General features: G+C 48.2%; 21 protein-coding genes, 4 tRNA genes and 4 pseudogenes. 16 read left to right on the top strand and 13 right to left on the bottom strand.

Annotation, left to right across the window (positions count from 1 at the left end):
• Positions 1-135: 135 nt before the first annotated feature.
• Positions 136-1275, top strand: coding sequence for a L,D-transpeptidase family protein (locus tag GTU79_RS09055; RefSeq protein ID WP_132922518.1), 1140 nt, complete (start codon positions 136-138; stop codon positions 1273-1275).
• Positions 1276-1337: 62 nt separating this feature from the next.
• Here the strand turns inward: GTU79_RS09055 and GTU79_RS09050 are convergent, their stop codons facing one another.
• Positions 1338-2282 carry an alpha/beta fold hydrolase gene (locus GTU79_RS09050; protein WP_253073636.1) on the bottom strand — a complete coding sequence of 315 codons (945 nt, stop codon included), beginning with the start codon at positions 2280-2282 and terminating at the stop codon, positions 1338-1340.
• Between the two features lie 785 nt (positions 2283-3067).
• Between GTU79_RS09050 and GTU79_RS09045 the strand changes: the two are divergent.
• Positions 3068-3807, top strand: a pseudogene (locus GTU79_RS09045) (carbonic anhydrase family protein); the annotation flags it as partial.
• 117 nt (positions 3808-3924) lie between these two features.
• Here GTU79_RS09045 and GTU79_RS09040 read toward each other — a convergent pair.
• Positions 3925-4173: a hypothetical protein gene (locus GTU79_RS09040; RefSeq protein WP_214513858.1), complete on the bottom strand. Its 249-nt coding sequence runs from the start codon at positions 4171-4173 to the stop codon at positions 3925-3927.
• Positions 4174-5199: 1026 nt separating this feature from the next.
• Here GTU79_RS09040 and GTU79_RS09035 point away from each other — a divergent pair.
• From GTU79_RS09035 to GTU79_RS08990, 10 genes and pseudogenes are all read left to right on the top strand, one after another.
• Positions 5200-5553 carry a FlxA-like family protein gene (locus GTU79_RS09035; RefSeq protein WP_214513857.1) on the top strand — a complete coding sequence of 118 codons (354 nt, stop codon included), beginning with the start codon at positions 5200-5202 and terminating at the stop codon, positions 5551-5553.
• A gap of 315 nt (positions 5554-5868) precedes the next feature.
• Positions 5869-6885, top strand: a complete 1017-nt coding sequence (locus GTU79_RS09030; protein ID WP_253073517.1) for a metal ABC transporter solute-binding protein, Zn/Mn family — start codon at positions 5869-5871, stop codon at positions 6883-6885.
• Between the two features lies 1 nt (position 6886).
• Positions 6887-7720, top strand: coding sequence for a metal ABC transporter ATP-binding protein (locus tag GTU79_RS09025; RefSeq protein WP_214513856.1), 834 nt, complete (start codon positions 6887-6889; stop codon positions 7718-7720).
• Between the two features lie 6 nt (positions 7721-7726).
• Positions 7727-8611: a metal ABC transporter permease gene (locus GTU79_RS09020; protein WP_203522151.1), complete on the top strand. Its 885-nt coding sequence runs from the start codon at positions 7727-7729 to the stop codon at positions 8609-8611.
• Complete coding sequence (locus GTU79_RS09015) at positions 8593-9426, top strand: metal ABC transporter permease (RefSeq protein WP_203522152.1); 834 nt, start codon at positions 8593-8595, stop codon at positions 9424-9426. Before GTU79_RS09020 ends, GTU79_RS09015 begins: the two co-directional genes overlap by 19 nt.
• A gap of 137 nt (positions 9427-9563) precedes the next feature.
• Positions 9564-9694, top strand: a pseudogene (locus GTU79_RS09010) (helix-turn-helix transcriptional regulator); the annotation flags it as partial.
• Positions 9695-10116: 422 nt separating this feature from the next.
• Positions 10117-10320 (top strand): DUF4160 domain-containing protein, encoded by a 204-nt coding sequence (locus tag GTU79_RS09005; RefSeq protein ID WP_207917827.1) that lies wholly within the window; start codon positions 10117-10119, stop codon positions 10318-10320.
• Entirely contained in the window at positions 10310-10702 is a 393-nt protein-coding gene (locus GTU79_RS09000; RefSeq protein ID WP_214513855.1) for a DUF2442 domain-containing protein, read from the top strand. The genes GTU79_RS09005 and GTU79_RS09000 overlap by 11 nt, the downstream gene beginning before the upstream one ends.
• A gap of 525 nt (positions 10703-11227) precedes the next feature.
• A complete protein-coding gene (locus tag GTU79_RS08995) occupies positions 11228-11479 on the top strand; it encodes a type II toxin-antitoxin system RelE/ParE family toxin (RefSeq protein ID WP_275956924.1) in 252 nt (83 codons plus the stop codon).
• Entirely contained in the window at positions 11479-11766 is a 288-nt protein-coding gene (locus GTU79_RS08990) for a HigA family addiction module antitoxin (RefSeq protein ID WP_132922530.1), read from the top strand. Before GTU79_RS08995 ends, GTU79_RS08990 begins: the two co-directional genes overlap by 1 nt.
• A 284-nt stretch (positions 11767-12050) precedes the next feature.
• Here GTU79_RS08990 and GTU79_RS08985 read toward each other — a convergent pair.
• The 6 genes and pseudogenes from GTU79_RS08985 to uvrY form a co-directional block, all read right to left on the bottom strand.
• Positions 12051-12137: transfer RNA gene (locus GTU79_RS08985), tRNA-Leu, on the bottom strand.
• Between the two features lie 18 nt (positions 12138-12155).
• Positions 12156-12229, bottom strand: a tRNA-Cys gene (locus GTU79_RS08980).
• A 34-nt stretch (positions 12230-12263) separates the two neighbouring features.
• A tRNA-Gly gene (locus GTU79_RS08975) sits at positions 12264-12338 on the bottom strand.
• A gap of 168 nt (positions 12339-12506) precedes the next feature.
• Positions 12507-13055: a CDP-diacylglycerol--glycerol-3-phosphate 3-phosphatidyltransferase gene (pgsA, locus tag GTU79_RS08970; RefSeq protein ID WP_132922572.1), complete on the bottom strand. Its 549-nt coding sequence runs from the start codon at positions 13053-13055 to the stop codon at positions 12507-12509.
• A 58-nt stretch (positions 13056-13113) separates the two neighbouring features.
• Positions 13114-14943: pseudogene (uvrC, locus tag GTU79_RS08965) on the bottom strand (excinuclease ABC subunit UvrC).
• Positions 14936-15592 (bottom strand): UvrY/SirA/GacA family response regulator transcription factor, encoded by a 657-nt coding sequence (gene uvrY / locus GTU79_RS08960; protein ID WP_203522154.1) that lies wholly within the window; start codon positions 15590-15592, stop codon positions 14936-14938. The pseudogene uvrC and the gene uvrY overlap by 8 nt, the downstream one beginning before the upstream one ends.
• 643 nt (positions 15593-16235) lie before the next feature.
• On the opposite strand from uvrY, the gene GTU79_RS08955 reads away from it, so the two are divergent.
• Positions 16236-16460, top strand: a complete 225-nt coding sequence (locus tag GTU79_RS08955) for a DUF2594 family protein (protein ID WP_214513854.1) — start codon at positions 16236-16238, stop codon at positions 16458-16460.
• Between the two features lie 127 nt (positions 16461-16587).
• Positions 16588-16932, top strand: coding sequence for a GlpM family protein (locus tag GTU79_RS08950; protein ID WP_132922576.1), 345 nt, complete (start codon positions 16588-16590; stop codon positions 16930-16932).
• A 444-nt stretch (positions 16933-17376) separates the two neighbouring features.
• On the opposite strand, the gene GTU79_RS08945 is transcribed toward GTU79_RS08950, so the two are convergent.
• From GTU79_RS08945 to GTU79_RS30155, 3 genes are all read right to left on the bottom strand, one after another.
• Positions 17377-18408: a helix-turn-helix domain-containing protein gene (locus GTU79_RS08945; RefSeq protein WP_165934145.1), complete on the bottom strand. Its 1032-nt coding sequence runs from the start codon at positions 18406-18408 to the stop codon at positions 17377-17379.
• 757 nt (positions 18409-19165) lie between these two features.
• Positions 19166-19241 (bottom strand) — tRNA-Lys (locus tag GTU79_RS08940).
• A 171-nt stretch (positions 19242-19412) separates the two neighbouring features.
• Positions 19413-19535: a helix-turn-helix domain-containing protein gene (locus GTU79_RS30155; RefSeq protein WP_253073516.1), complete on the bottom strand. Its 123-nt coding sequence runs from the start codon at positions 19533-19535 to the stop codon at positions 19413-19415.
• Between the two features lie 1226 nt (positions 19536-20761).
• On the opposite strand from GTU79_RS30155, the gene GTU79_RS08930 reads away from it, so the two are divergent.
• Positions 20762-21019 (top strand): DUF1883 domain-containing protein, encoded by a 258-nt coding sequence (locus GTU79_RS08930; RefSeq protein WP_132922579.1) that lies wholly within the window; start codon positions 20762-20764, stop codon positions 21017-21019.
• Positions 21020-21151: 132 nt separating this feature from the next.
• On the opposite strand, the pseudogene GTU79_RS08925 reads toward GTU79_RS08930, so the two are convergent.
• A pseudogene (locus GTU79_RS08925) lies at positions 21152-22358 on the bottom strand (IS256 family transposase).
• Positions 22359-22666: 308 nt separating this feature from the next.
• Complete coding sequence (locus GTU79_RS08920) at positions 22667-22846, bottom strand: con-10 family general stress protein (RefSeq protein ID WP_132922580.1); 180 nt, start codon at positions 22844-22846, stop codon at positions 22667-22669.
• A gap of 457 nt (positions 22847-23303) precedes the next feature.
• On the opposite strand from GTU79_RS08920, the gene wrbA reads away from it, so the two are divergent.
• The gene (gene wrbA, locus GTU79_RS08915) at positions 23304-23903 is read left to right on the top strand and encodes an NAD(P)H:quinone oxidoreductase (protein ID WP_132922581.1); all 600 of its coding nucleotides are present in this window, start codon (positions 23304-23306) and stop codon (positions 23901-23903) included.
• Positions 23904-23974: the final 71 nt, after the last annotated feature.

Genomic DNA, 23974 nt, shown 5'->3' with positions numbered 1-23974 from the left:
CCATTGCGTCAGACCCTAAGTTACACATATTATTTTCCACTTTGGCCGCTGTGCACATATAATGCCCATCCGGTCATCATCGATCTGGAATCGAAAACCTAATTACTGCTTGTGTGGCGATAACATCTGACAACTATGAAAATGAATATGCGTGCTATCTGTACGGCAATATTGGCCGTGGCTGCGTTCAGCCACTCCGCTTTTGCCGTGGTATACCCATTGCCTGCCGACAACAACAGCCGGCTGATTGGGCAAAATCTGGAAGTGGAAATTCCCCAGGACAGTAAATTGCCGCTGGAGCATTTTGCCGCACAGTATCAAATGGGCCTGAGCAATATGCTGGAGGCCAACCCCGGGGTCGATCCGTACCTGCCGACTCCCGGCAGCAAGCTGATTATACCCCATCAGCTGATCCTGCCCGATACGCCCCATGAAGGCATTGTGGTAAACAGCGCCGAGATGCGCCTGTACTATTACCCGAAGGGAACCAAGACCGTGGTGGTATTGCCCATCGGCATCGGTCAACTGGGCAAGGATACCCCGGTGAACTGGCTGACCACGGTACAACGTAAACAGGCCGGGCCGACCTGGACCCCCACCAAGGCGATGCATGCGGAATATGCGGCTGAAGGCAAAAGCCTGCCAAGCGTATTTCCGGCGGGCCCGGATAATCCGATGGGACTGTATGCGATGTATGTCGGCCGGTTATTCGCCATTCACGGCACCAATGCCAATTTCGGTATTGGTTTACGGGTGAGCCACGGTTGCGTCCGTTTGCGCGCCGACGATATCAAGTATCTGTTTGATCACGTTCCGGTGGGCACCCGGGTACAGTTTATCGACGAACCGGTTAAAGCCACCATTGAGCCGGACGGTTCCCGTTATCTGGAAGTGCATAACCCGTTGTCCTCCACCGAAGAACAATTCACATCCAACGAGCCGGTACCGATTACGCTTCCGGTTAGCGTAAGCAAAGTATTAGTGGATCAGATGGTTAACCAGAATGTGGTTAACATGGCGCTGCAGAACCGCTCCGGTATACCGGTAAATGTCACCGCGCCGGACAGCAACGCTCCGGCAGTCTTGCCGGCAAGCGCTCCGGCCAATGCACCGGCCGCCGCGCCGGATTCAACGCAGACCGCACCCCAGCCCGCGGGCGACGTACCACAACCGGCTCCAGCCGCCGACGGCACCGCGCAGCCGACGGCACCACAGGCGCCGGCTACCGACGGCGGGGCGCAGCCGGTACAGGCGCCTTCCGGCAGCTCCAATTAAGCTATAATGCCCAAAGGCGGGAATCCCATAGGGGTTTCCGCCTTTATCGCGGCAACCCTTGCTTATCGGTCCAGCACCCGCAAAAGGGTTTGATTGAACCGCTCCGGCTCTTCCATCTGCGGTGCATGTCCCAATCCCGCGAACTCTATTAATTCCCCGCCGGGAATTCGTTTCACCGTCTCTTTGCCAAGCCGGTCATAATGCCCCAGCGCCGCTTTTACCGACGCAGGCGCAATATCGCTGCCTATGGCGGTAGTATCCGCCGTACCGATTATCAAGGTCGTCGGCACCTGCAAATCCTTGAATTCATAAACCACCGGCTGGGTAAAAATCATGTCGTAAATCAGCGCCGAATTCCAGGCAACAAGTTTATGCCCCGGCCCCTGATTCAAGCCGGCCAGCATATCCACCCAACGGTCATAGGCCGGTTTCCAGTGCCCGACATAATATGTGGTAAGTTCATATTGACGAATGCCCGCGGCAGAGGTCTTGAGTTCACGCTCATACCATTGATCGGGGGTACGGTAAGGAACGCCCAGGGCTTTCCAATCCTCCAGTCCGATTGGATTCACCAGCACCAATCTTTGCACCTCGGCGGGGTACATCAACGCATAGCGCGTCGCCAGCATGCCGCCGGTAGAGTGCCCCACCACCATTGCCTTGGCAATACCCAGGCTACGCAGCAAGGCATTGGTATTGGCGGCCAGCTGCTGAAAACTGTATTGATAATGATCGGGCTTGCTGGAGGTACAAAAGCCAATCTGATCCGGGGCAATCACCCGGTAGCCCTGCTGGGTCAATGCCTTGATGGTATCCTCCCAGGTGGCCGCGCAAAAATTCTTTCCGTGCAACAGCACCGCGGTCTTACCGTTGGCGCCCCCCTGGGGCGCAACGTCCATATACCCCATCGCCAAGGGGGTACCTTGGGAAGTGAAAGAATAATGGTGCAACGGATACGGATAGGTAAATCCCTGAAGCTGCGGACCGTATAGCGGCGTTGCCGCCATGGCCGTTTGGAACGAACCTAAAAAACAGGTGATGGCGATAAGCAGGTATTTGACAAAACGAGACATGATTCGACCTTTCGAATTAACTGACCAGCCGCTAAAGAAAGGGCAACCGCTAGGACGCCCCGCTATCTCTTCACCCGCCGGCGAAAAAGCGGCTATCGTAATGAATGCCTAATAAGATTAAGGGTAAACGGATACCGGATCAAACCTTCATTTTACTTTTTCTGACGCGGCACCCCACCAAGTTAATCAATGCGCCATTTTCACCGGCCCAATTAGCCATAAATACGGTAATAACTGCTCAAATAACACTCATAATAATCAGCTTTATTCATAAGAATCACGCCTACAAAACCACATATCCTGACAGGGGCCAAAAGATACAATACTTCACATAAGTCATATATTCATTTATAACATCAACAAGACTTATATAAGCCACCCTGCGCGTCAATATTTAATATTTTTACATGATACACTTTTTAGCAAAGAATATATTTTTAATGTTAAATGATCTTCATCATCAGAGGGATAAACATTACCACACTATTGAATAAACCTTATTAATCAATATGCGTGATACTGATTCCAAATATCAAACTATCTCCCCAGTAATAGCCAAAAATATAAACGCTATGATGAAATAACTACATTTATCACATTATCGCGCCCTTCTTCTCTTAGAATGCCGAAGCGTTATAAATTTTACGCAGCGAAACAATAATCCACCATCAACTCTAATATCATCGATCTGTTAGAATTTATTCTAACCACTGGAGTAAATGATGTATAAAGACACATTGCCATCATCAGAACCTACGCGGCGCACTTTAATAAAGCGGGCAGCCGGACTCTCCATTTTAGGCATCGCCGGTGTCATGAGTGTCGGTATACCTTCCCTTTCTTATGCGGCGGCGATGACCAGAGAAGCCAGGGACAAGTTGACGCCCGATGAAATCATCGAGGGACTGAAGCAGGGAAACATCCGTTTTCATAGCGGCAAGGCTCATCAGCATAACTACCTGGCGCAAAAACGCAGCAGCGCCGCAGGCCAATTTCCCTCCGCCGTTATCCTGAGCTGCATCGACTCCCGCGCGCCCGCGGAGATCATTCTCGATACCGGCATAGGCGAGGCCTTTAACAGCCGCATTGCCGGCAATATCGCCAACGATGATATTCTCGGCAGCCTTGAGTTCGCCTGTGCCGCCGCGGGGGCCAAAGTTATCCTGGTTATGGGGCATACGGCCTGCGGCGCTGTCAAGGGAGCGATTGATAACGTTCAACTGGGACATCTAACCGGCTTGCTGGATAAAATCAAGCCGGCCATTGATAAAACGGAATATACCAAAGAAAGGACCAGCAGTAACGACGAGTTTGTCGACGCCGTCGCCAGGACCAATGTCAAATTAACCATGGATGAGATCAGGAAAAGCGATATTCTCAATAAACTGGAATCCGACGGCAAACTAAAATTGTCGGTTCCATGTATGATCTGGCCGCGGGGAAAGTAGAGTTTTTACTGAGTAAGCAAGCCCAGACATCTTATTTCGGTCGATTTTCCAAGTCATCAGCCCTTACGGGCTGTTGACTTTCATCATTTTCAAGCCCAGGCAAACGTTAACCCTCCTGTTTAAAATAATTAAGGGTATGCTCCCGCCACTGGATCAATGACATCAATTCCGCTGCGTCCTGCTGGAACAGGTGCAGTGTCCACAAAGGCACGCTGCTTTTTTGCGCAACACTTCAGTTCCATTTCATTATGCCGATCCGCATCGGTAAATAACCGGCATTCAAGCTCATCGGCATGGGCCCGCAGCTGGCAATGCAAACCGATTAATTCAATGTAAATAAAACCGGTAAAAAATGGTGACCTTGGCGGTAACATCATGATTGCCGGGAATAGAGTAGAATTTTTCTAATTTCACTGATGCCATCCTATGAGGATAATCAGAAGAAGTGTCGGCTTTTTTATCAAAAATATAGCCACTGAATGTCTGTTTTTAACAGGAACGGTAAAGGTCCGTAAAGTCGATTGCATTTGCATATATCAGCGGAATGACGGGTTTGAATTAATCACGGCGTTATAACCGATCGTTATGCAATGGGTTAGCTACGTTTTATTTTCCCTTTCATGGCAGCTATCCACCGGCAGAACTTGAACAAGACATCTTTGATGTATCGGTAATCTCAGATGAAATAAATAATTCGAGTGCAATAATGTGCCAGCAATCATTAAACCCCGTACTCTTTCCAAATGACTGCGTACTCGTTTTATATCGCTTACAGGCGTACCTGAGTGTCTTTTGAACAGACAGGCGTTCATCTCATAATTTTGTATGACAAATCATTTAAATGTGATGTAACTCACACTTTATGGAGGCAATTTCCCCATAAAATAGTGACCAATATCACAATATAGTTGAGGGAATTATCATGGAAAATGTAGCGAAAACTGATTTGATGTTGTTGAAATTTTGCTGGGCGTTAGCGTTTGCCGGCATTGTGTTCGGTTGCGTATTAGTCAAAATGTTTTGGTAATGTATTATTATTTAAGGCTTAACGTTTGATTTTTATAATGGACTTCACACCTCTGGATTTAACTCTTATTTAACATAGCCGTCCATCAGACGCTAGAAAGGACGATCATAACGTCTTGGTAATGCAGGCTTGGTTGTCGCCGTGGGGTATTTCCGCCATGTTCGTAAAATGGCAATTAATGCCCGCGCTCATCACCAAAAGTCCATTGCCTGTATCGCTACCGTGCTCGCTTTTTGCAGCGAATGATTATCTGCATTGCCCGTGCCATTCACCCGTTTTTTTTACCATTCCTTTGCTATTACTTTACGTTCCCCCCCCTGAAGCGAAACATCAGCCTGCCGATAACATGTAAATACCTTCAAACAGGAGAGCGGCCTTGTCCAATACAATTTCCACATCCGTGCTACCGGTGTCTTCAGGCGGCGGCAGTAATGCCTCTTCCCAAATCAGAAATATCGAGAAACAGATCGCCAAACTAACAAAGCAGTTGTCCACGTTGGCCGAATCCAGTCTGCCCGCCGATCAAAAACAGAAACAGGCGCAGCTTATCGAGGGACAAATCAAAATGCTGGAAGCCCAAGTGAGCGCCCTGCAGCAGCAAGCGGAGCAGAGCAACACCGCTCAGCCTGCTGCCTCCGTACAAAACAGCAGCAACAGCAGCAACAGCAGCAACAGCAGCAACAGCAATGACGGCAACAGCAGCAGCAATCAAATTGATATTTACGTTTAAACGTTTTTTGCCTATCCACTACCGCGCCGGCAAAGGAGTGCCGACATGATAACCAAACCTCCCCTCTTGTTTACCTGCAATCTGTATGGGCTCCCCCAGCTAAGATAACCACGGCGCTTTTTACCTGGGGCTCCCCTCAAATATCATTTCATTGAATATATCAAATCACTTATCTCTCTACTCCAGTCGCTGCTCTGCTTATGGGTGCAAAAAAAAACATAACAAAATCTATAATAAGCCAATAAGTAATGTTATAACATATCAATTAAACCAATCCCATAACATTACCCCATAAATCATGCATAGGTTACTATAATGAAATTAATAGATTTTTTTTCACAGCGCTCCATGTCCCGCGTCCATAATGCTTCCTTAAACAGTCAACGAGCCTGCTCGGTTAAGAAAGACACCGGGAAAACCGCGTTAAAGGGGCTATGGACCGTGTTGCTTTTGTCCATGATACCCAGCGGCGGCGCCTTTGCCGCGATAACCGGGACCGTCAAGGCCATTGGCGTTGAAAATGAATATGCCGATGTCATTTCCCAGATTGGCGGCAAATACGCTCAGGTCACGGCGATCGAAACAGATCCCAATACCGATCCCCATACCTTTGAAGCCAGCCCCCAGATAGCGGCAAATATCGCCCATACCGATTTGATCGTCAAAAACGGCATCGGCTATGATTCGTGGACTGACAAAATCATCGCCGCCGCGCCAAATCCCGATAGAAAGGTTATTGATGTCCAGCAGCTTCTCGGCCTGCCAGACAATACCCCCAATCCCCATTTATGGTACAACCCGACGACGATGCCGGCGGTGGCTAAAGCAATCGCCGCCGACCTCTCATCCCTGATGCCGACGCAGGCTGCCTATTTCCAGGCCAATCTGAAAAAATTTGATGCTTCGCTTACGCCATGGACAAACGCCATTGCCGCGTTCAAAAAAGACCATGGAAATACCCCTGTCGCCGTTACCGAGCCGGTGGCCGATTATTTGCTCAAGGCGGCCGGCGCCAATATTGCGACGCCGTTCAATCTTGAGGCGGCTGTCATGAATGGCACCGATCCGTCGCCTCAGGACATCACGGCGCAAAACGCACTTTTCAGCGGCCACAAGGTTAAGGTATTCGTTTATAATCAGCAGGTTACGGATCCGTTAACCCAATCGTTCCTCTCTTTGGCCAAACAAAATAGTATCCCCGTTGTCGGTGTTTACGAAACCATGCCGACGCCTGGATATCACTACCAATCCTGGATGTTGGCCGAAATTACCGCCTTGAACAAAGCGGTAACCGACAATGTCTCAACCGAGGCTCTGAAGGCGGGCCAATAAAATGGCGGGCAAAGAGGGCGAATTGCTCGTGGTGAATAACGCGAGCGTTTCATTTTTCGGGCGTACGGTGCTTCAGCAGGTGTGCTTCTCCCTTAAAGCAGGTGAATTTTGCGGACTCATCGGCGCCAATGGTTCCGGTAAAACCACGCTGCTGCGGACTATCCTGGGCTTTCAAGCGCTTAACCAGGGAAGCATCATTATCAATGACGCCTCCGGTCGCTCCGGTCATACCTCGGTGGGCTATGTACCGCAAAAAATCCTGTTTGACCCTGAAGTTCCGCTGCGTGCGAGAGATCTGATTGCTCTTGGTCTTGATGGCCATCGGCTCGGTTTCCCCTTTTCGTCCAAAGAACACAGCAATAAAGTGGATGAGATGCTCAACGCGGTCGGTGCGGCGAGTTTTGCCGACAAACGTGTCGGCAGCCTGTCGGGCGGCCAACAGCAACGCGTACTGATTGCCCATGCGTTGATACGACAGCCTCGTCTTTTATTATTGGATGAACCGCTGGCCAATCTCGATATGGGCAGCGTTGCCGAAATTGTGTCGCTGTTACGCCGGTTATCCGTCGAGCATAACGTGACGCTTTTACTTTCCGCCCATGACATGAATCCTTTGCTTTCAGTCATGGATCGCATCGTATACCTGGCCAATGGACGGGCCGTAAGCGGGAATACCGAAGACGTCGTACGAACGGAGGTGTTAAGTAAACTCTATGGCTACCACATTGATGTCATCCGGGTGAGCGGAAGGATTTTGGTCATCGCGGCCACAGCCGTTACTGACGGCCAACGTACCGTTGAATCGAATCTGATACATAACCCCGGGATCATCTAATCAATCATGTCTTCTCTTTTACATTCAGTTGTTGAAGCCGGTATCTTTTCAAGTGATCCCGTCCGTACGGCGGCGATCATCGGCGGCGCCGCCGCCGTGGTGTCAGGCGTGATTGGCGTATTTACCGTTATCCGCGGCCAGTCGTTCGCAGGCCATGCGCTTGCCGACATCAGCAGCGCGGGTGGATCGCTGTCCTTTCTGCTGGGGATCAATCCGCTTGCCGGATTCCTTGGCTTGGCGCTGCTAGCGGCGGCAGGAATAGAATTTATCGGCATTCGCCGTGCCCGGGAACGGGACCTTATAACCGGAATCATATTAGGCGCGGGACTTGGCCTATCAGCGCTATTTCTCTATTTTGACGTCATCACCCACAGCACAACCGGAGCGGCGGTCAGCGTCATGTTCGGATCGATGTTTACTATTCCCCCATCGATTATCCCTCTTGCCCTGATCATCGGTTTTGGCGCGTTGTTTATGGTCGCGCTACTTTATCGCCCGTTACTTCTTTGTTCTCTGGATAGCGAACTTGCGCTTGTAAGCGGCATTCGGGTGCGTTTGATTGGTTTGCTTCATCTTCTGATATTGGCGCTGGCAGTGGCGCTTTCCGCTATGACGGTTGGTGCGGTTTTATCCACCGCGCTATTGATCGGTCCGGCGGCGATCGCCCTACGTCTGGTGAAGAGACCCGGCCAGGCACTGATACTCGCTGCATCGATAGGCCTTATAACCACCTGGGGCGGCATTTTCCTGGCATATGACAGCTTTTATTGGACCCCCGGCCACGGTTGGCCGGTGAGCTTTTTTATCGTTTCGCTCATTTTTGTATTGTATATCGTAACAGGGTGGATTCAGTGGCTAAGGGAGGCCGGCTCATGTTCTCAAGTATTATGATCAATACCTGGATTGTCGCCACTCTTGTGGCGGCAGTGGCCGGTTTTGTCGGCTTTTTTGTCGTGATACGAAGCTCCTCTTTCGCTGCTCATACCTTGCCCTTGGGTACATTTCCCGGAGCCGCGCTGGCAAGTCTGCTCGGGGTGAATACGCTCTTTGGCCTGATTGCATTTGCCGGACTCGGTGTCATCGGGATAAGCCAGCTCGGTCGTCTGGGTCGCCATGAGGTCGCAACGGCGCTTTCCCTGGTGATGCTGCTCGCCCTTGGAACGCTTTTTTTGAGCATGAGCAGACAGTATTCACAGCAAGTCTATGCCTTGCTGTTCGGCGAAGTCCTCGGCGTCAGCACAACCGAGATACTCCCCGTTGCGGCCATTGGCTCCCTTTCGGTTGCGATTGCCGCGGTATTATTCCGCCCGTTATTACTCTGCTCTATATCCCCCGAGCTGGCGGAAGTCCAAAGGGTGAGTTCACGGCGCATGGAGCTCTGGTTCCTGACGATCTTGGCGCTTGCCACGGCGCTCTCATTGCCGGTAGTGGGTGCGCTATTGGTATTCAGCCTGATGGTCGGTCCGGCTGCCGTCGCGCGAACCCTGACGGACAGTCCGTTGCTGGCAATACTACTCTCGGTCGTCCTTTCGCTGGTCACCGTGTGGACCGCCATCGCCCTCTCCTATTTGACAAACTGGCCGGTTGGTTTTTTTGTCGGCGGTTTAGGTGCAATATTTTATGGTCTAGGCCGCGTCTGGAGGCATATCAACACCCAGTCGAGGAGACGTGCGGTAACTTGCGCAGATCGAACAGGAACTTGTTGAACAACTCCATAACAATAGCAAGGAGTGCATCCGGCAACTAAAGCACAAATCGATGCGAAGCATTCTGGTAAACTTCGCTTACGCCTGTCAGTTATGGATGGCAACGCCTATATCGTTAACTATGAGGATTATCACTGATGACTATGTTCAATCCGCCGCACCCCGGTGAAATCATTGCAGAGACCCTGGACGATCTGAATATCGGCATTCGTGAGTTATCCCGAGCATTGCATGTCGCCCTTCTACAGTACAACGTCTGGTGGGCGGTCAGAATAAATTAATGATTATGCGCGGTGCGGAAAACATCTTAGGATGCTTTCTTAGGAATGGCGAAAAACTGGCATAAAAACCGTATCTCGACGGCATCAATGTTACTCCTACCACTTTGTTTTTATTACTAATTATTGGTTGGCACCGGGACGGGACTTGAACCCGTACAGCCATAAAGCCGAGGGATTTTAAAAACCCTCAGCACAATAACAAAATAAAATAATTGTTTAAAATCAGACATTTACAAATCATGATGGCGGGTTAATGGGTGCCTATGCGGTTGCGGTAGTCATCACCTTATACTCTATCAATGGCTTACCCAGCGCATTGCAATCTGACAAAATGCCGTCTAAAATAACCTAAACGTTTAGGTTTAGGTTGCCCATGCCAACAATTTTCAGATTTAAAGGATGGCGGGTGATGATTTACACCATGGATCATTTACCACCGCATGTACATGTTATCGGTGCCAACGGGCAGGTTGTTTTCGTTTTGCTAAAAGACAACATTGAGCTCAGAGAAATGATTGGCGTAAAACCTAAGGAACTGGCGGAGATCGAAAAGGAGCTTCTTAACCAACTGCCACAACTACAGTCAGCATGGGAGCAAATCCATGGCAACTAAATTACAAATTGATGCCGCTGTACAGCGCGGCCAGGAAACGATGAATAGCCCTTTACGGGCCATTGCGGCCCGCTACGATGCCAAATCGCAACGCGTCATCGTGACGTTGGCATCCGGTATCGAGCTGGCCATACCACCAGCCATCGTGCAGGGATTAAGCACTGCTAGTGCTGCGGAACTGGAAGACATAGAGATTACGCCGCTTGGCAATGGGCTCTACTTCCCCGCCATCGACGCCGATGTCTTTATCCCGGCGATAATGGATGGCTATACCGGAACCAGCAAATGGATGGCGCGCGAACTGGGCCGCAAAGGCGGTTCAGCAACCTCCGAGAAAAAGCGCTGCTTCAAAGGCGAATGGAAAATTAGGCGGCAGGCCTAGAAAAGCAAAAGTGGCTTGAATATCACTGGATACGGGCATTCCCGCATTGCATGCGGACATTCCATTTAAGCAAAATCAGCGTATATAGCTAATATGCTAAGCAAATAAACACCATATTTCATTAATTTAGTCAGAATGTAGTCACTTTCGGGAGATTTTGGCAAATCGCAGGCATAAAAACCGTCTCTCGACGGCATCAATGTTACTCATACTACTTTGTTTTATTACGAATTCGGTGTGGTACCGGGACGGGACTTGAACCCGTACAGCCATAAGGCCGAGGGATTTTAAAACTCTGACTATGATATCAAAAACAAAGAGTTAAGTAAAATCAGCCGGTTGCAAATCATGATGGTGGGTTGATTTGGGTTTTACCGGCTAAAGTAGTCACTACCATTCAACTAAAGGGCCTCGGCATCCTGCCAACTTGCAAACAAATAGTGTTGCGTATAGGGGACATTATTATATTGTTCCCCTATACGCAACACAAAGCCACTTCATGATCAAAGTTTCAAGCACAAAGGATTGCGCCTGTTTTTCGAGAAAGGATCGACTGCGGGTATTGATGCGAAGCAGTCCGGTAAACTCCGCCTACGTCTGGCGGTCCTCGATGCAGCGGAAGAGATCAAGGATATTGACCGACCGGGATATTCCCTCCATACGCTTACCGGGGATAGGAAAGGCCAATGGTCAATAACCGTCACGGGCAACTGGCGCATTACGTTTGAATTTATGGATGGCAACGCCTATATCGTTAACTATGAGGATTATCACTGATGACTATGTTCAATCCGCCGCACCCCGGTGAAATCATTGCAGAGACCCTGGACGATCTGAATATCGGCATTCGTGAGTTATCCCGAGCATTGCATGTCGCCCCTTCTACAGTACAACGTCTGGTTAGCGGTCATTCTGCGGTTTCGCCAGAAATGGCCCTAAAACTTTCGGCGGTGCTTGGTAGTTCGGCAAAGTTTTGGCTCAATCTTCAAGATAATTACAGCCTTTGGGCGGCGCAAAAAGAAGTTGATATCTCAAAGCTGCACCGGTTGGTTGCAGTTGCCTGACGATCGCAACTCAACCATCGCCCCCCGCGCTTATGGCCGCGCAGGTAATGATGAAGGTGCAGAGCGGCAATAACGGGCCATAATGATGCCTCAAAAACTGCGCGCTACGATCAAAATAGCGATTGTACCGGTGGTGGGCGGTCAGAATAAATTAATGGTTATGCGCGGCGCGGAAAACATCTTAGGGTGCTGTCTTAGGAATGGCGAAAAAAACACATAAAAAAACCGTCTCTCGACGGCATCAATGTTACTCATACTACTTTGTTTTTATTACGAATTCGGTGTGGTACCCGGGACGGGACTTGAACCCGTACAGCCATAAAGCCGAGGGATTTTAAATCCCTTGTGTCTACCGATTCCACCACCCGGGCGTCGGGAAATTCAATACTTGGAGGCGCGTCCCGGAGTCGAACCGAGGTAGGCGGATTTGCAATCCGCTGCATGGCCACTCTGCCAACGCGCCTTTACTGCCTTATATCAAGGCTTCGTTGTACATCTGGAGCGGGAAACGAGGCTCGAACTCGCGACCCCAACCTTGGCAAGGTTGTGCTCTACCACTGAGCTATTCCCGCATCGATGAAAACCACTTGACAAACCAGCTATCAAACTCGCTGTTTTTACTATTATCTTTAAGCAATCACTCGTTGCTTTCGATGCGTTGCATTCTACTGACCTGACGTTACGAGTCAACAGAATTATCGCGCCGTGATGCTCGTTTGTTGATTTTTACGGCGCTTATATCAGTGTTCAAACAAATCATGGCGAGCCGCGTTCAAATACTGGAACATTGACCAAAATGTCAACACTGCGGCGACGTACAGTGCCGCAATACCGACACCCGCTACCCATTGATCGGGGCGCCACAAAAGGGCCACCAATGCCAGCATTTGAGCGGTGGTTTTGACTTTACCAATCCAGGAGACCGCCACGCTGCTGCGTTTGCCTATTTCAGCCATCCACTCGCGAAGCGCGGAAATGATGATTTCCCGAGCGATCATGGTGGCGGCAGGCAAGGTTATCCACCACGAATGAAAATGCTCGGCCACCAATACCAGCGCTATAGCCACCATGACTTTATCAGCCACCGGATCCAGAAACGCCCCAAAACGGGTGGTCTGCTTCCAGCGTCGGGCAAGAAAGCCGTCAAACCAATCGGTTACCGCCGCCAGAATAAAAATCAAAGCACATACCAGCGGCGCCCAATAAAAAGGCAAATAAAACGCCAGTACAAAAAACGGTATCATTACGACACGTAACAATGTAAGCCAAGTCGGTATATTCAATTGCATAGCACTATAGGTAACTATCTGGCTGGAGTGGATTAATGAGTATGTTGCTACATTGCGGTTAGTGTTTCAATGCATTAAAAATTTTTTCTGCTAATGCATTAGAGATACCGGGCACCTTAGCAATTTCCTCAAGACTGGCGTTCCTTAAAGGCTGTAAACCGCCCATGTATTTTAACAGGGTTTGGCGACGTTTGGGGCCGACGCCTTCAATTAATTCTAATGCGCTGGTATTTTTCACTTTCGCACGTTTGTTGCGATGGCCGGTGATGGCATGATTATGCGAATCATCGCGGATATGCTGGATCACATGCAGCGCGGGGAATCGGACGACAAGGAGATCCTTCGCCATGAGGTTTCAAAATAACGTCTCCAGACCTGCTTTCCGATCCGCCCCTTTCGCCACGCCAAGTAATATGACGCGTGATTTATCCCAGGGAACGTCCAGTTCATTGAAGACATCCAAGGCCATGCCCAATTGGCCTTTGCCGCCGTCGATAATCACCACATCGGGGATTTTATTCTCCTCCAGCGCCTTGCCGTAACGCCGGCGCAGGACCTGGGACATGGCGGCGTAGTCGTCACCGGGCGTTATGCCTTCGATATTGAATCGCCGGTATTCGGCGCGCACCGGCCCGTTGGAGTCAAACACCACACATGAAGCTATGGTCTGTTCGCCCATGGTATGGCTGATGTCAAAACACTCCATCCGGTTAATAGACTCTACACCCAGCAGTTCCCCCAAGGCCTTCAGCCGCTGGTGAATGGTCGACTGCTGGGAGAGCTTGGTCACCAAAGCGGTGGCGGCGTTGGTCCGGGACAGTTTCAGATACCGGGCGCGGTCACCCCGCGGATGCGCCTGGATATGAATTTTTCGCCCTGCCAGGCTGCTTAGGGACTCGGCTAACAAGTCGCTTTCCGATAAGGAAAAATCCAATAGGATTTCACCGGGCAAGGTTCTCATCTGGCTCCCCTGCAAATAAAACTGGCCGACGAAGGTCTGAACCACCTCTGAGAGTTCGGTACCCAACGGCACCTTGGGAAAATAACTGCGGCTGCCTAACACTTTGCCCTCCCGGAAAAATAGCACATGCACACAGCCCAGCCCCGCCTCAAATGCCACGCCGATAACATCCAGATCCTCATGATCTCCGGTAACGAACTGCTTTTCGGTAACACGCCTAACCGCTTGGATCTGATCGCGGGCACGCGCGGCGTCTTCAAAATTCAATGCCCGGCTCGCCAGCTCCATCCGTTCCACCAGCTGATTCATGACCTGCTGGTCCTTGCCGGAGAGAAACAGGCGCACGTACTCCACCTGCTGCTGATACTCCTCGTCACTCACCAGTCCCCTCACACAGGGCCCGAGGCAACGACCAATCTGATATTGCAGGCAAGGACGGGAACGGTTGCGATAAACGCTATCTTCGCACTGTCGAATGGGGAAAAGCTTTTGCAGCAAAGCCAATGTTTCCCTGACGGCATAACCGTTGGGAAACGGACCGAAATATTCGCCTTTGGCATGTTTAGCGCCGCGGTGGAAACCCAGGCGGGGGTGGGCATCGCTACTGAGAAAAATCAGCGGATAAGACTTATCGTCCCGCAGCAGGACATTATAGCGAGGCTGATACAACTTTATATAGTTGTGCTCGAGCAACAACGCTTCCGTCTCGGTATGGGTAATGGTGACATCGATTTGCGCAATGCTTTTAACCAGGGCTTCGGTTTTGCGACTGCCGACCTGAAGACGAAAGTAACTCGTCAGACGTTTTTTCAGGTCCTTGGCCTTGCCGACATAGATGACAGTCTCAGCGGCATCATACATACGGTAGACACCCGGCTGACTGGTGACGGTTTTGAGGAATTCTTTTGCGTTGAAGCTATCAGTCACTACTTGACAATGTCTCCGCGTTGAACAGCCCGTGACGAATCGCCAGGTGCGTTAACTCAACATCGCCACCGATGTTAAGTTTACTGAACATCCTGTAACGGTAGCTATTTACCGTTTTGGGACTCAGATTGAGCTGTTCGGAAATTTCATTTACTTTCTGGCCTTTAGTAATCATCAGCATGATTTGCAATTCACGCTCCGACAGACACTCGAAAGGCGTCACGGCCTGGGGCTCAAGCTGACTCAATGCCATCTGCTGTGCAATGTCCGAAGCAATGTAACGCTTTCCCGCATTAACGGAACGTATCGCACAGATCACTTCCTGAGGTGCCGCAGCCTTGCTCAGGTAACCCGCTGCTCCAGCCTGCATGACTTTGGCTGGTAGCGGATTCTCGGTGTGAATGGTAAGCATAATGACTTTAATGTCCGGAGAAAAGCGTATAATTTTTCGGGTCGCTTCAAGCCCGCCGATGCCGGGCATGTTCATATCCATCAACACAACGTTCACGCAGTTGGCCCGGCACCATTTCACCGCGTCTTCGCCACACTGGGCCTCGCCAACGACTTTAAAGCCTTTGATATCTTCAAGAATGCGTCGTATCCCTGCACGCACCAATTCGTGGTCATCAACAAGAAAAACGCTTATCAAAGAGAAAATCTCCAAAATGAGGGAGTGATGTAAAGCGAATCAAATATTTATGACTTAATATTACTACTTTTTAAGTAAATAATGAATAAAGTTTATCCGCTTGTACTATAAAATTCAGCATCGACGTCTGTTATCGCCCATTTTAGACAGATAGGTTCTCGCACCGCAAGAGAATTTCGTTAAAATCAGATAACCGGTGTACTTTACTACGCGACCATGGCGGCCATAGACACGTTCGTCTTAAATAAGCAGAATAATTTTTGTTGAAAGACAAAAATATTAATAGAAAATATATAATTAATACAATAGGTTATTGGCATGATAAAAATTTGATGTTTATTATAAATTTTGTTTTCTCCTATCCGTTAATTTAATAACTCATTTTAATTAGTTATTACTTTTAATCTGATCATGAAATAATCTTCCAAACAATTTATTTGTCCGATCCCGATACCCCCGTATCAACCATGTGAATTAGGGTCCACATTGCCTTTTCAAAAAAGCTGCCGTTTCGCTGGTAAGTGCATCCTGTTTTGTTAAATTTCCCAAACAAATTCTGCTATAATCGCCGCTGAAATCAGGGAGGATGGCCGGGGATTTCGCGCCATATCCAATACCGACAACATAGCAACGAGGCGACTCTATGGGTAACGTTGAGTTTTTAACCGATAACAATGCAAACACCTTGGCTCAGGAAGTGAACTGCCTAAAGGCCATGCTGACATTGATATTGAAAGCGATGGGACAGGCCGATGCGGGCAAGGTCATCATTAAAATGGAAAAATACATTGCGGAGCTTGAAGATCCCGCACAAGCTGAAGTATTCAATAATACCATAAAGCAGATCAAATACGCCTACCGCCAGTAACGCTACCGGCATGGATGCCGTGGCCTTGATAGGGTGTCTCCAGGTCACGGTATGCCCGAAGCGGATGGTAAGCCTGACATAGGCTATGTTACATTGCCCGTCAGCATGTACCGATAGGCTAAAAATAATGAACTTGATACTTAAGGCGTTAACTGGCGCCATTGTTGTACTTTTAATTGCTTTATTATCGAAAACGCGAAATTACTACCTGGCCGGCCTTCTTCCCCTCTTCCCCACCTTCGCCCTGATAGCCCACTATATCGTCGGCACCGAGCGCGGTGTTGAAGCATTGAGGGCGACGATCTTATTCGGCATTTGGGCCGTGATTCCCTATTTGGCTTATCTTGTTACCCTGTATTTTCTTATCGGGTCACTCCGGTTGCCCTATGCCCTGATAAGCGCCGTGCTCTGCTGGTCCATCGCCGCCTGGATACTCATCCTTTTTTGGCGACGCTGGTATGGCCTGAATTAAATAATTATCACTCTAAATATTTATTTTTCCTATCATTTAAATGATATCATTAATTATGCTTGTTGACAAAATCACCTATAATCAAAAAACATCAGGAGTAGACTATGAAGAGGATATTATTTGTCGTCTGTCTAGCCTTATCGAGTTCTTTTCTTACCGGCTGCGTCGAACCTCGGCATACTTCAGCGCCGGTCCCGCAGGGCAGTCCTCAAAATGTGGGGATGCACCTGCACAAGCTTATTAATTGCTCCTGCGGATCAACCGCAGCACCTTGATTCTTTGTTAGCGATAGGTTTTTGGTATGACGCTTGCCGCTGCCAGGGGGCGAGTGTTCAGTTACAGGTATAAAAATGCCTTAACCTAACGCTCTTAACCGCGAACAATTTCCGCTCAAATAGTATTCAAACGGCCTTCCCGTTGAGAGCCTGAAAAGCAATCGCTATATTATAATGAACGCAGCCAGATCACCTGCGATCCGTTCATATTTTCCAAGGCCCATAATTCGTGATGTTCTTTTCTGGCGTGGTTAGGCGTCATGCCGTAGGTAGACAGAAAAAGTCGGTTGAACGTGGCTGGTTCAAACTGCCAATAATAGGCAATTTCGGCAATTTTCCACTGACGATAATGTGGACTGAGCAGCATTCGGGTCGCCGCAACGATTCGTTTTTTGCGAATATGCGCAATAATACCACCAAAGGGTTCAAAGAGCCGATACAAAGAGGACCGGGAAAGGCCGAACTTCTGGCATATCAGCTCTGAGGAGAGTGCGGGAAGACGCAGGTTTTCCTGAATAAAGTCACAAACCCTCGTGATAACATGCAGTCTTGCGTCCATCATTATGGGTTGAATAGGTGCGTGGGATGTCCTGATGGCGCTGATAATAAAATCTATCACCGGCCTGGCGACTTTGTTCACTTCATTATTGTTTAAATTAGCGCTGTGATTCATAAGCGCAATAATATTCGAAGCGATCAGGCGACTGAGAAAATCTTTCTGACGTATGATTTTACCGTGCAACTCACAGCTGTTATCAATTTCAGATAATAATACTCGCGGGAATGCCACATAAAGAACATCAACAAAACTTGACTTCCGTCCAGTTTTAAATCCGAGTTTAATCGGTTGAAGCAAATCTAATATGATAATGTCGCCCGGCTCAAGTTGAATGGCTAATCGACCTGCTAATCCTTCGATTCCTCCATCAATCATTATCATCATGATGAAATGATCGTTTAGATTGTCATATTTATGCGGCAAATTAACCAATTTTTGCTCGCTAGACCTAATATGCCCGCAAATAAAAACATCAAAATGATGCGCTTCAACGCTCCAGCTAAAAGTCTCCGCTTCAGTGCGCGTAAAATCAGATTCCAGCAAGGCGGCATTCACACCGGAGCGCCAACGTTCTACTTTGGAGGTTACACCTTCAGCGGGCAAAGATTGGTCATAAATGATACGATCGCTTTTATTAGTCATATGTTTACAAAATTGTCCCAAAGAGGTTCTATCCTCCATAATAAAGGCGGCACAATTAAACTTGTATGACATATATCTAAATTAGGATATTCCTGATTCCATTTCATTAAAATAACAAATAACCAACTGATTTTATTATAATTATTATTTTATACTTTTTCTTACAACACCAAAAGCCTCATCGGACCGCATTAATGCCAAATCAGTAGATAATCCAATTTTTCCTTTTAATTTGGAGTTATAAACCATTTTTGCCTATTTTCCTTTTTAACATGTGCTGAAACCTGATGGGATGCCAAATCTTCGCTATGACATAATGTAAAACGTCGTTGACCCCACGCTGTTCATCGCAGCGAAACAGCAACCTTAGGGCGAACGCTGAGGTAATGCAAGCACAGCGAAATTTTCTATGGCGGGGAAGGCGCCTGGGAAAGCGGTCACGGAGGCCATCACAAATGACAACATCCTGAAGGGTTTCGGCTGGTATCAATTTTTCCAGAACTGACTCGTCGATTAAATGAATTAACGCTGGCCCTCTCTTGAAAATAATCCTCAATGACCAGTAAATCTCTGAGCAATTATATCATTAAGGATAAAAAATGCTCATAATTTACGCAGCAGCATAACTGAATGAAATATACGCATTGTGGAAAATATGTGCTAATTCATATATACAAAAAAGATGTTGCAATCGAGCTTTGTTAGCAATTGTTTTAGCAAGGGGGATAATACAAAATAATGCAGCGGAAGAAGTTGTTGGTGGGTCGTGCAGGGTTCGAACCTGCGACCAATTGATTAAGAGTCAACTGCTCTACCAACTGAGCTAACGACCCAACGCCGTGAATTATTCTCTAATCGAACCCTTATGTCAATACTCCCTGACGTTTTACTAAAAAATAAGATCATGCCCCACGGATTTTATATTTGATTGAATATTAACCAGCTTTAACTTTTCATTAACATAATTGATTACGGCTTAGGCTAGAGCAAGTCAACGGTGCATTTTAGCTACGTTTAGCCGCAGCGCGGAATAGCGACGGACAAATCTGGAAGCGGCGGCGAAATAAAGCGGTGAAATGCGCATGATTGCTAAAGCCGCACTCAAGAGCAATATCAGCGACACGCATCGTGCTGGTTAAAGCAACTCACCACCCTTTTCAGGCGCTTTTCCATGAGCCACTGTTTGACCGGCATGCCGTATTTTTGATAGAAGATCACATTCAATTTGTGAGTGGATATCCCCAACTCCTTGGCATATCGAGACACCGGCCATTGGTTGATGTAATTTTGCTCAAAAACTCAAGTAGCGTGTTGTTTATATTGACTCCAACAAACTGGCACAACAGGCTGGCGAAGTAGTATTTGTCTATACCCAAGCAATAAAGGTAGAAAACAGATAGGTAGGCTTTTCTCCATGGTCATCAATTTTTCAGTACTCTCTATAACTGAATTATCGACCGGGACCGTTTTGTAAATATTTTTTGAAAGGCTTGCAACATGACAATATTGCAGCCTGAGAAATTAGATCTTGGTGCAACGGTAATAGATTAACGGGGTAACAGGTAATAAAAACAAAATCATCATTATTTTTCTTGACCGGTATCGCGTTTTCATCAGATACAACAATATGGTTTTGTGGTATAGCATGAATTTTTCCATCCAGGCTCAATGTGCCGTTTTTTAAACAGAATGAATTGTAAGATATTCATTATTATTACCATATCCTAATTTTTTCTACAATGATATTGTACTCATTCATACCTTAGATCAATTCAACCGCAGCATAATCGAATCAATATGCATTTAAAATTCCTAAACATAAGCTATAATTTAATCCGTCATGACTGTTTTTATCCGGACCTGCGACTTTGCATACATGTTCTGGCAATTCATTCATGTGTACAGAAGAAAAGGCTCGTTAAATGATCGATGGCTTTTCGCCACTATCCGTAGGGGCAGAATCTGACATGGCAGCACACATCAACTCCGCTAGACCCTGGGTCCCTGGGAATTCCCTCATAGGTGCGGCTGAAAGAGGTTAAGGGTAATCATTGGTTTTTTACGACTCGGCCCTACCGCTGCAACTATTGTATGCCCGTCTAGAAAATTGATTATAAATTAATATTATTTTCAATGAGTTATTTAAATCTACAACGGTTAATGGCGAAAACGAGCTGTTGAAATCTTCAACTATTTTTTCTAAACTCAATAAAATTTGATTAAAGTCATAAATCCATATCCCTCCCAATGATTTTATAACAACAGACCTTCTTCTGGCCTGTCAGTGATGCACTTCACGTTCATTCTGTCGACCACGAGAAAATTCATCATCGAGATTGGGGGAGTCAGTTCCATGTCCGTTATTCGCACCCGACTGAAGTTGTTCGGCGGTGACACCGTTGTCGTCCATTGTTCGGAAAAATGCAATATTCATCTGCTGTGTGAAAATCAGCAACAGGATGCTCAAAAATCGTTAGGTTTTGGCGATGTCATGGGTGTCAGTGGACGGGCAACCGCTTATCTGGGGGTTCCGTACAGCGGATTATGGAGCGTTGTGATCGATGCCAAAAGTGAAAGCCCGGAACACTCCGTAAGCTACTTACCGGCATAATCGAAGCCATTGCCTAGAGCGCAGATAGTATTTACAGAATCGCGATAAAGGTAATTATGAGGCCGCCGGATGTTGATCCGACGGCCAGGTGGTAAGGAGGCCCTGTACATGATTCTGTGTAAATGCCTTTCCTCAGAAGTGACCGTCCAGGCGGTCACCGAACTCGATAATAAAGCGGCTCATCGCCATACGCCAGTCCTTCAGCGGCATCGTCCATTTCTGTGATGCTGCCTGGATCGCCAGCCACACCACCTTTTTCACTGAGTCGTCTGTCGGGAACACCTTACGCTTTTTGATCGCGTGGCGGATTACGCTGTTCAGCGACTCGATGGCGTTGGTCGTGTAGATCACCTTGCGGATGTCCGGTGGGTAGCCAAAGAACGTGGCAAGATTCGCCCAGTTTACCTGCCAGCTGCGGCTTATCTGCGGATAGCGGTTATCCCAGGCACTGGCGAACGCTTCCAGCGCTTGCAAGCCAGCCTCTTCCGTAGGCGCCTGATAGATGGCCTTCAGGTCCCGGGTGACGGCTTTGTAGTCCTTCCAGGAGACGAACCGCAGACTGTTGCGCACCATATGCACGATACACAGCTGGATACGCGCCTGCGGGTAGACCGCATTGATGGCGTCCGGGAAGCCTTTCAGACCGTCAACGCAGGCGATGAGAATATCGTTCAGACCGCGGTTTTCAGCTCCGTCAGCACGTTCAGCCAGAACTTTGCCCCTTCATTTTCGGCCAGCCACATCCCCAGCAACTCTTTCTGCCCTTCGATATTGATGCCCAGGGCCAGGAACACGGTTTTGTTGATGACGCGGCTATCTTGCCGAACTTTAAGTACGATACAGTCAAGGTAAACAATGGGATAGACAGTATCCAGTGGCCGATTTTGCCATTCTACAACCTGCTCCATCACGGCATCAGTCACCTTCGATACCAGCGCCGGCGAAACATCAGCGTCATACAATTCTTTAAACGCGGCGGCGATCTCGCGGGTGGTCATGCCTTTGGCGTACAACGACAGGATCTGGTTGTCCATGCCGGTGATCCGGGTCTGGTTTTTCTTCACCAATTGCGGTTCGAAGGACCCCTCTCGATCGCGCGGAGTACGCAGTTCCAGTGGCCCATCGCCGGTGGTTACTGTCTTAGCCGAGTAGCCGTTGCGGGCATTGGAGCCGGTCCTGGGCTGATTTTATCGTAACCGAGGTGATGTGTCATTTCAGCGTTTAGAGCCGCCTCGACACTGATTTTTTTCAGTAAGCGATCAAACTGGTTGAGATCTTCCGGGGTTTTAAGATTTTTGGCCAATTCGTTAGCCAGAGCCTGCAACTGTTTTTCGTCCATAAATTAACCTGTTTTTGATGTTGGATAGAAGATATCAAAATCAGGCAATTACACAAATCTATGTACAGGCTCGGTAAGGATGTAACAACAATCATTATTCACTACGTCAATCGGATAAGCTTACTGCTTACTGCTTACTGCTTACCAGCTTTCCGATAACGAGCGTTGATAGGCAACAGTGAAGTTGTCTTTCGAACGTGAATAATGATCCATCCGAATCCACAAGCGAACCACTTGCTTGCGAAGCTTTACCTCCACATCATCCGCTATATGAATATAAGGGTCGGAAGGTTACATCCTTTACAGCGCTAAGAAGAGCTTCTGCGACCGCTGTTACTGCTACGGCCCCCCTTCTCGCCCGCTTTGGACGCACGCTGCGGGTCGTTTTTGAAATTACCCCCGCTATGCTGACCACCTTTTCTACCTGCTTCTGATGCTCTTTCACGATCTTCCGCAAAGTTACCTGTACCGCCACGATGTTCGGTCATTGTTAACCTCCGAGTAAGGTTTAAGAGATCATCATATTGTTGAAACCTGCTTTAACCAGCCAGATTTCATCATGACGTTAGCGTCAATTCATAAACGACTTCCAATGCCAACGTCATAATCTTAATTATAACGTACTCACGGCACAGTAGGAAAATATTAATATATTGATACAAATTCCAGAGAGGAAGATAATTTTTGATTTCTGCTGGCAGTGAAAGCCATTGTTTTACAGCAGAAAATATAAACTATGAGGCGTATTTTTATAATGAAATATTTTTAATCATTCATCCCACAACATTTGCTCTGGTCTGCGACAAAGTGCCCTTCTTCACCAACGTCATTTTGATTACAATAAATCTGCAGAGCCGTTGTGACCTATTATGGTTAATACATCCCGACCTCGATTTACGATAAATCATCCCGCCCTTCTGATTATCAACAAAGAGGAACAGCATTATGGCAAAGGTTCTCGTTCTCTATTACTCAATGTATGGACATATCGCCACCATGGCCCAGGCAGTAGCCGAAGGCGCCCGCAAGGTCAGCGGTGCCGAAGTGACGGTCAAACGCGTGCCGGAAACAATGCCGCCGGCGCTATTTGCCCAGGCCGGTGGTAAAGCCGACTTGTCGGTTCCCGAAGCCAAACCTCCTGAATTGGCAGATTATGACGCCATCATTATAGGAACCCCGACCCGTTTCGGTAACATGAGCGGGCAGATGAGAACCTTTCTCGATCAAACCGGCGCCTTATGGGCTGCCGGAGCATTGTACGGTAAAATCGGCAGCGTATTTACCTCCACCGGAACCGGGGGCGGGCAGGAACAGACTATTCTCTCAACCTGGACAACTCTGGCGCATCACGGCTTGATCTTGGTACCCATCGGTTACGGTGCCAAGCAGCTTTTTGATATCTCCCAGGTGCGGGGAGGAACGCCTTATGGCGCCTCTACGCTGGCTGGCGGCGATGGCTCACGCCAACCTTCGGATCAAGAATTGGATATTGCACGCTATCAGGGAGAATACGTCGCCGGTATCACATTAAAAATGCATCATTAAACCTGTATCTCGTGATTCATAACGGCGGCGGATTATCGCGCGCCGTTATACACCAAGGGTTTTCGTTGGCC

Source organism: Sodalis ligni (genome assembly GCF_016865525.2).
Lineage (GTDB): Bacteria > Pseudomonadota > Gammaproteobacteria > Enterobacterales > Enterobacteriaceae > Acerihabitans > Acerihabitans ligni.
Note: the sequence above shows the minus strand (reverse complement) of the source record. Positions and strands in the feature narration are given on the sequence as shown.

Coding starts and splice junctions, on each gene's coding strand:
- GTU79_RS09055 (WP_132922518.1), top strand. CDS start 136: ATGAAAATGAATATGCGTGCTATCTGTACGGCAATATTGGCCGTGGCT.
- GTU79_RS09050 (WP_253073636.1), bottom strand. CDS start 2,282: ATGGCGGCAACGCCGCTATACGGTCCGCAGCTTCAGGGATTTACCTAT.
- GTU79_RS09040 (WP_214513858.1), bottom strand. CDS start 4,173: ATGATGTTACCGCCAAGGTCACCATTTTTTACCGGTTTTATTTACATT.
- GTU79_RS09030 (WP_253073517.1), top strand. CDS start 5,869: ATGAAATTAATAGATTTTTTTTCACAGCGCTCCATGTCCCGCGTCCAT.
- GTU79_RS09025 (WP_214513856.1), top strand. CDS start 6,887: ATGGCGGGCAAAGAGGGCGAATTGCTCGTGGTGAATAACGCGAGCGTT.
- GTU79_RS09020 (WP_203522151.1), top strand. CDS start 7,727: ATGTCTTCTCTTTTACATTCAGTTGTTGAAGCCGGTATCTTTTCAAGT.
- GTU79_RS09015 (WP_203522152.1), top strand. CDS start 8,593: ATGTTCTCAAGTATTATGATCAATACCTGGATTGTCGCCACTCTTGTG.
- GTU79_RS09005 (WP_207917827.1), top strand. CDS start 10,117: ATGATTTACACCATGGATCATTTACCACCGCATGTACATGTTATCGGT.
- GTU79_RS09000 (WP_214513855.1), top strand. CDS start 10,310: ATGGCAACTAAATTACAAATTGATGCCGCTGTACAGCGCGGCCAGGAA.
- GTU79_RS08990 (WP_132922530.1), top strand. CDS start 11,479: ATGACTATGTTCAATCCGCCGCACCCCGGTGAAATCATTGCAGAGACC.
- pgsA (WP_132922572.1), bottom strand. CDS start 13,055: ATGCAATTGAATATACCGACTTGGCTTACATTGTTACGTGTCGTAATG.
- GTU79_RS08955 (WP_214513854.1), top strand. CDS start 16,236: ATGGGTAACGTTGAGTTTTTAACCGATAACAATGCAAACACCTTGGCT.
- GTU79_RS08950 (WP_132922576.1), top strand. CDS start 16,588: ATGAACTTGATACTTAAGGCGTTAACTGGCGCCATTGTTGTACTTTTA.
- GTU79_RS08945 (WP_165934145.1), bottom strand. CDS start 18,408: ATGACTAATAAAAGCGATCGTATCATTTATGACCAATCTTTGCCCGCT.
- GTU79_RS30155 (WP_253073516.1), bottom strand. CDS start 19,535: ATGCGTGTCGCTGATATTGCTCTTGAGTGCGGCTTTAGCAATCATGCG.
- GTU79_RS08930 (WP_132922579.1), top strand. CDS start 20,762: ATGTCCGTTATTCGCACCCGACTGAAGTTGTTCGGCGGTGACACCGTT.
- GTU79_RS08920 (WP_132922580.1), bottom strand. CDS start 22,846: ATGACCGAACATCGTGGCGGTACAGGTAACTTTGCGGAAGATCGTGAA.
- wrbA (WP_132922581.1), top strand. CDS start 23,304: ATGGCAAAGGTTCTCGTTCTCTATTACTCAATGTATGGACATATCGCC.